This window comes from Winogradskyella sp. (assembly GCF_013213835.1).
GTDB lineage: Bacteria > Bacteroidota > Bacteroidia > Flavobacteriales > Flavobacteriaceae > Winogradskyella.
Genome location: NZ_JABSSU010000001.1, coordinates 476,043 through 482,502, shown reverse-complemented (window position 1 = coordinate 482,502; position 6,460 = coordinate 476,043). Strand labels below are relative to the sequence as shown.

At 38.5% G+C, this 6,460-nt stretch carries 4 protein-coding genes, 2 tRNA genes and 2 rRNA genes; 4 read left to right on the top strand and 4 right to left on the bottom strand.

Annotated features, from left to right (window positions below; genetic code table 11):
* From HRU50_RS02290 to HRU50_RS02275, 4 genes are all read right to left on the bottom strand, one after another.
* Window positions 1-558 (bottom strand): 23S ribosomal RNA (locus HRU50_RS02290); the annotation flags it as partial.
* Window positions 559-685: 127 nt separating this feature from the next.
* A tRNA-Ala gene (locus HRU50_RS02285) sits at window positions 686-759 on the bottom strand.
* A 76-nt stretch (window positions 760-835) separates the two neighbouring features.
* A tRNA-Ile gene (locus HRU50_RS02280) sits at window positions 836-909 on the bottom strand.
* A 95-nt stretch (window positions 910-1,004) separates the two neighbouring features.
* Window positions 1,005-2,530 (bottom strand): 16S ribosomal RNA (locus HRU50_RS02275).
* A 641-nt stretch (window positions 2,531-3,171) separates the two neighbouring features.
* On the opposite strand from HRU50_RS02275, the gene thrS reads away from it, so the two are divergent.
* The 4 genes from thrS (at window position 3,172) to rplT (ending at window position 6,404) form a co-directional block, all read left to right on the top strand.
* Window positions 3,172-5,109, top strand: coding sequence for a threonine--tRNA ligase (thrS, locus tag HRU50_RS02270; protein WP_296347704.1), 1,938 nt, complete (start codon window positions 3,172-3,174; stop codon window positions 5,107-5,109).
* Between the two features lie 32 nt (window positions 5,110-5,141).
* A complete protein-coding gene (infC, locus tag HRU50_RS02265) occupies window positions 5,142-5,696 on the top strand; it encodes a translation initiation factor IF-3 (RefSeq protein WP_296347718.1) in 555 nt (184 codons plus the stop codon).
* Window positions 5,697-5,757: 61 nt separating this feature from the next.
* Entirely contained in the window at window positions 5,758-5,955 is a 198-nt protein-coding gene (gene rpmI / locus HRU50_RS02260; protein WP_296347702.1) for a 50S ribosomal protein L35, read from the top strand.
* Window positions 5,956-6,059: 104 nt separating this feature from the next.
* Entirely contained in the window at window positions 6,060-6,404 is a 345-nt protein-coding gene (gene rplT, locus HRU50_RS02255; protein ID WP_073081329.1) for a 50S ribosomal protein L20, read from the top strand.
* Window positions 6,405-6,460 lie beyond the last annotated feature (56 nt).

The following is a 6,460-nucleotide window of genomic DNA, read 5'->3' as shown; positions in this document are numbered from 1 at the left end:
CGACCGCTTGTAAGCGTATGGTTTCAGGTTCTATTTCACTCCCCTGTTCGGGGTTCTTTTCACCTTTCCCTCACGGTACTAGTTCACTATCGGTCTCTCAGGAGTATTTAGCCTTATCGGATGGTCCCGACTAATTCATACAGGGTTACACGTGCCCCGCACTACTCAGGATACTGCTATCTTATCATCGCTTACGTATACTAGACTATCACTATCTATGGTCTGTCTTTCCAAACAGTTCTACTTCACTTTGACTCAAATATCGCAGTCCTACAACCCCAACATTGCCGTAACAATATTGGTTTGGGCTATTCCGCGTTCGCTCGCCACTACTAGCGGAATCACTTTTGTTTTCTTCTCCTCCGGGTACTTAGATGTTTCAGTTCTCCGGGTTCGCTTCCTTTCGGATGACATATCTTCAATATGCCGGGTTGCCCCATTCGGATATCTGCGGATCAATTTGTATGTGCCAATCCCCGCAGCTTTTCGCAGCTTATCACGTCCTTCATCGCCTCTGAGAGCCTAGGCATTCCCCATACGCTCTTATTTAGCTTATTGTACTTTTGTCTTTTTAATGAGTTATAATTGCTCGTTACAATTATTTTGTTTTATTAAATATTTCTATCTAATTATCATGTATCTTTTTTCAATATGTCAATGAACTTTCTCAGACTATCGCTGATCGTGGAGAATACCGGAGTCGAACCGGTGACCTCCTGCGTGCAAGGCAGGCGCTCTAGCCAGCTGAGCTAATTCCCCATTCCTTTGGATTCCTTTATCTAGAATCCCGAATTACGAATTTAGAATCCCAACTTCTAGAATTTCCTTTAATTAGTAGTCTCAGGCAGACTCGAACTGCCGACCTCTACATTATCAGTGTAGCGCTCTAACCAGCTGAGCTATGAGACTCTACTTAATTATTTATATCTTAAATTAACAGCAAGAGAATAAACCTAATTTATTTCCTTTTTTATGATAGCTTCCTATCAGTCGTCTTTCTCTAGAAAGGAGGTGTTCCAGCCGCACCTTCCGGTACGGCTACCTTGTTACGACTTAGCCCTAGTTACCGATTTTACCCTAGGCCGCTCCTTGCGGTGACGGACTTCAGGCACTCCCAGCTTCCATGGCTTGACGGGCGGTGTGTACAAGGCCCGGGAACGTATTCACCGCATCATGGCTGATATGCGATTACTAGCGATTCCAGCTTCACGGAGTCGAGTTGCAGACTCCGATCCGAACTGTGATAGGGTTTATAGATTCGCTCCTTGTCACCAAGTGGCTGCTCTCTGTCCCTACCATTGTAGCACGTGTGTAGCCCAGGACGTAAGGGCCGTGATGATTTGACGTCATCCCCACCTTCCTCACGGTTTGCACCGGCAGTCTTGCTAGAGTTCCCATCTTTACATGCTGGCAACTAACAACAGGGGTTGCGCTCGTTATAGGACTTAACCTGACACCTCACGGCACGAGCTGACGACAACCATGCAGCACCTTGTAGATAGTCCGAAGAAATAAGCATCTCTGCCTAATGCAATCTACATTTAAGCCCTGGTAAGGTTCCTCGCGTATCATCGAATTAAACCACATGCTCCACCGCTTGTGCGGGCCCCCGTCAATTCCTTTGAGTTTCATTCTTGCGAACGTACTCCCCAGGTGGGTCACTTATCACTTTCGCTTAGCCACTCAGACCGAAATCCGAACAGCTAGTGACCATCGTTTACGGCGTGGACTACCGGGGTATCTAATCCCGTTCGCTCCCCACGCTTTCGTCCATCAGTGTCAATATATTGTTAGTGATCTGCCTTCGCAATTGGTATTCTATGTAATATCTATGCATTTCACCGCTACACTACATATTCTAACCACTTCACAATAATTCAAGACTAACAGTATCAAAGGCAGTTCTACAGTTGAGCTGCAGGCTTTCACCTCTGACTTATTAGTCCACCTACGGACCCTTTAAACCCAATGATTCCGGATAACGCTTGGATCCTCCGTATTACCGCGGCTGCTGGCACGGAGTTAGCCGATCCTTATTCTTACAGTACCGTCAGCTCTCTACACGTAGAAAGGTTTCTTCCTGTATAAAAGCAGTTTACAACCCATAGGGCAGTCTTCCTGCACGCGGCATGGCTGGATCAGGCTCTCGCCCATTGTCCAATATTCCTCACTGCTGCCTCCCGTAGGAGTCTGGTCCGTGTCTCAGTACCAGTGTGGGGGATCCCCCTCTCAGGGCCCCTATCTATCGTTGCCATGGTGTGCCGTTACCACACCATCTAGCTAATAGAACGCATACTCATCTTTTACCGCCGAAACTTTAATTTATAAAACATGCGAATTATAAATACTATGGGGTATTATTCTTCATTTCTAAAGGCTATCCCCCTGTAAAAGGTAGATTGTATACGCGTTACGCACCCGTGCGCCACTCGTCAGCAAAAAAGCAAGCTTTTTCCTGTTACCGTTCGACTTGCATGTGTTAGGCCTGCCGCTAGCGTTCATCCTGAGCCAGGATCAAACTCTTCATCGTTAAATCTTAAATATTATTTAACAACTAAATTGAAATTTTCCAAGGTCTCATTATGATCTATTCTCTTGTTGTGAATCAATCGTTTCCAATCGATTCTTTACGCTGTCAATTCAATATGTTAATGAACTTTTTCTTTACTTTTTCTTAGCTTATTTCGCTAAGCGGGTGCAAATATAAAACCCTTTTTTTATTCCCACAACATCTTTTAAACTTTTTTTTGAAAAATATTTTTTAAATGTCTTTCTATGAAAATGAACTTGCTAATTTCGCCTCTTTCGCTCCTTAGCGGGGCGCAAATATAGAATACTTATTCATTACACACCAAATCTTTTTATCCCTTTTTTCAATCTTTTTTCTAACCATTACTCAACACCCTATTCTACAGCTATTTATAACATAATCCCATTTAATTATTCAAGTAAGCTTGTTACGATACATTTACTTATATGAACTTTAATCCCTGTCGTTACATATAATAGAATAATAACAACTTATCTAATACATATGATATCAAACCTACAAAAAGAAATACCATACCAAACCGAAACGAAACCTGATCCTTCATTGATTTATTCAAAAGTTAACTTTGTCTATTATATATATAGATATATCTTTGTGGGCTAAAATTTAGTTTATTTTTAATGATTAAGATTACTTTACCAAATGGTTCTATAAGAGAGTACGACGGAAGCGTTACTCCGATGGACGTTGCAAAATCTATTAGCGAAGGTTTTGCACGCAATGTTATTTCAGCAAAATTTAATGATACAGTTGTTGAAACCACCACATCTATAGATACAGATGGTAGCCTTGTATTATATACATGGAGAGATGATGAAGGAAAAAAAGCATTCTGGCATTCTTCAGCCCATGTCCTTGCTCAAGCATTGGAGGAATTATATCCTAATGTAAAACTTTGGGTTGGACCTGCTATTGAAAATGGTTTTTATTACGATGTTGATTTAGGAGAACAAACTGTTTCCGAAAAAGATTTCAAAACAATCGAAAATAAAATGATTGAGATTGCTAGAGGCAAGCACGATTTTAAAATGCGTGAAGTTTCTAAAGCCGATGCTCTTTCATATTATAAAGGTAAAAACGAATACAAGGTTGATTTAATAAGCAACTTAGAAGATGGTACTATCAGTTTTTGCGACCATTCTTCATTTACAGATTTATGTCGTGGTGGACATATTCCTAATACAGGAATCATAAAAGCTGTAAAAATACTTAGTGTAGCTGGTGCCTATTATAAAGGTGATGAAAATGAAAAGCAGCTGACTAGGATTTATGGAATTTCATTCCCTAAACAGAAAGAATTAACTGAGTATTTACACTTATTAGAAGAAGCAAAAAAACGTGACCATAGAAAACTTGGAAAAGAGCTAGAACTCTTTACGTTTTCTCAAAGAGTTGGTCAAGGACTTCCGCTTTGGTTACCTAAAGGTGCTGCCTTGAGAGAACGATTAGAGAACTTCTTAAAGGTGGCTCAAAAGAAAGCTGGTTACGAAATGGTTGTTACACCTCATATAGGTAACAAAGATTTATATGTAACCTCTGGACATTATGCTAAATATGGTGAAGATAGTTTTCAGGCTATAAATACACCGGCTGAAGGTGAAGAGTTTTTATTAAAACCAATGAACTGTCCTCATCATTGTGAGATATATAAAAGTAGACCATATTCATACAAAGAATTACCAAAGCGTTATGCAGAATTTGGTACGGTTTATAGATATGAACAAAGTGGTGAATTACATGGTTTAACAAGAGTTAGAGGATTTACTCAAGATGATGCTCACATTTTCTGTACACCAGACCAATTAGACCAAGAGTTTAAAAACGTAATTGATTTAGTATTATATGTATTTGGTTCTTTAGGTTTTGAAAACTTTACTGCACAAGTATCGTTAAGAGATCCTGAAAAACCAGAAAAGTATATTGGTGAAGAAGAAAACTGGCAAAAAGCTGAAGAAGCAATTTTAAATGCCGCCAAAGACAAAGGTCTAGATTTTGTAGTTGAAACTGGCGAAGCTGCATTTTACGGACCTAAGCTAGACTTTATGGTAAAAGATGCTTTAGGTAGAAGTTGGCAACTTGGTACAATACAGGTAGATTATAATTTACCAGAGCGTTTTGATCTTACTTATAAAGGTAGTGATAATGAACTACACAGACCAATAATGATTCACCGTGCACCATTTGGAAGCTTAGAAAGATTCATTGCAATTTTGCTTGAACATACAGGTGGAAACTTCCCGCTTTGGTTAATGCCAGAGCAAGTTATTGTGCTGTCTGTTAGCGAGAAATATGAAAAATACGCTGAAAAAGTTTTAAATTTGTTAGAAAATGCCGAAATTCGCGCCCTCGCGGACAATAGAAACGAGACTGTAGGTAAGAAGATTAGAGAAGCAGAGATGCGAAAATATCCTTATATTATTATTGTCGGTGAGCAAGAAGAAAAGGATAATACAATATCTGTACGCCAACATGGTGGTGAAGATATTGGCACAATAAGTGTAGACGAATTTTCGGAATTAGTAAATAATAAAGTAAAGGAAAGCTTAAAAAGCTTCTAAATAAATAGAGTTTAACTAAATATAATAAAGCCATAGCAATACGTAGAAAAAGGAATTTTAATAGACGCGAGGTTAAAGAAGATAAACATCGCATAAATTCTAAAATTAGATCTGAAGAAGTTAGAGTTGTCGGAGATAACGTAGAAGTGGGAATATATCCTACTAGAAAAGCACTATCCATGGCTGACGAACAAGGTTTGGATCTGGTGGAGATTTCGCCAAATGCGAACCCTCCTGTTTGTAAGATTATGGATTATAAAAAGTTTCTTTACGAGCAAAAGAAACGAGACAAAGCGTTAAAATCTAAAGCAACTAAAGTTGTAGTAAAAGAGATTAGATTCGGTCCACAAACCGATGATCACGATTACGAGTTTAAGAAAAAACATGCAATGAAGTTCTTAAAAGACGGTGCTAAATTAAAAGCATTCGTATTCTTTAAAGGACGTTCTATTGTGTTTAAAGAGCAAGGACAAATCTTATTATTAAGATTAGCGCAAGACTTAGAGGAATTTGGTAAAGTAGAACAAATGCCAAAGCTTGAAGGTAAGCGTATGATTATGTTTATAGCTCCGAAGAAGAATAAATAAAACAAATACTGATTTTAATTCAGTAGAGAAATAAGCGAAACGTAATTAAATCTAGGACAAAATGCCTAAAATGAAAACAAAATCGAGTGCTAAGAAACGTTTCAAACTAACTGGCACTGGTAAAATTAAAAGAAAGCACGCTTTTAAGAGTCACATCTTAACTAAAAAGTCTAAGAAGCGTAAGCTTGCGTTAACTCATGATACTACGGTACATAAGGCTGACGAAGAAAATGTAAAAGTAATGTTACGTTTAAAGTAATAACACTTTTACCGGTTAAAATTATTTATAAACCCTGGAGTTAGGCAAAAAAATTTAGCAAGTGCAGTTTATCTGCCGCCTACTACAAAAAACAATTTAAAGAAATGCCAAGATCAGTAAATTCAGTTGCAAAAAGAGCTAGAAGAAAAAAGGTTCTTAAGCAAGCAAAAGGATACTGGGGAAGACGTAAAAACGTCTGGACAGTAGCAAAAAATGCGGTAGACAAAGCGATGCAATACTCGTACAGAGACCGCAGAAACAAAAAGAGAACATTCCGTGCGTTATGGATTATGCGTATTAACGCAGGTGCAAGACAACATGGAATGAGCTATTCTAAGTTTATGGGGAAATTAAAAGCTAACAATATCGAATTGAATCGTAAGGTTCTTGCAGATTTAGCTATGAATCACCCAGAAGCTTTTGAAGCAATAGTAAACAAAGTTAAATAAGGGCTTTTAGCCAAATTAATAACAACATTTCGCTTATAAAAAATCCGATTCTTACG

Excerpts from the sequence above, each read along its gene's own strand:
- thrS (WP_296347704.1), top strand. The coding sequence starts at position 3,172 with ATGATTAAGATTACTTTACCAAATGGTTCTATAAGAGAGTACGACGGA.
- rpmI (WP_296347702.1), top strand. The coding sequence starts at position 5,758 with ATGCCTAAAATGAAAACAAAATCGAGTGCTAAGAAACGTTTCAAACTA.
- rplT (WP_073081329.1), top strand. The coding sequence starts at position 6,060 with ATGCCAAGATCAGTAAATTCAGTTGCAAAAAGAGCTAGAAGAAAAAAG.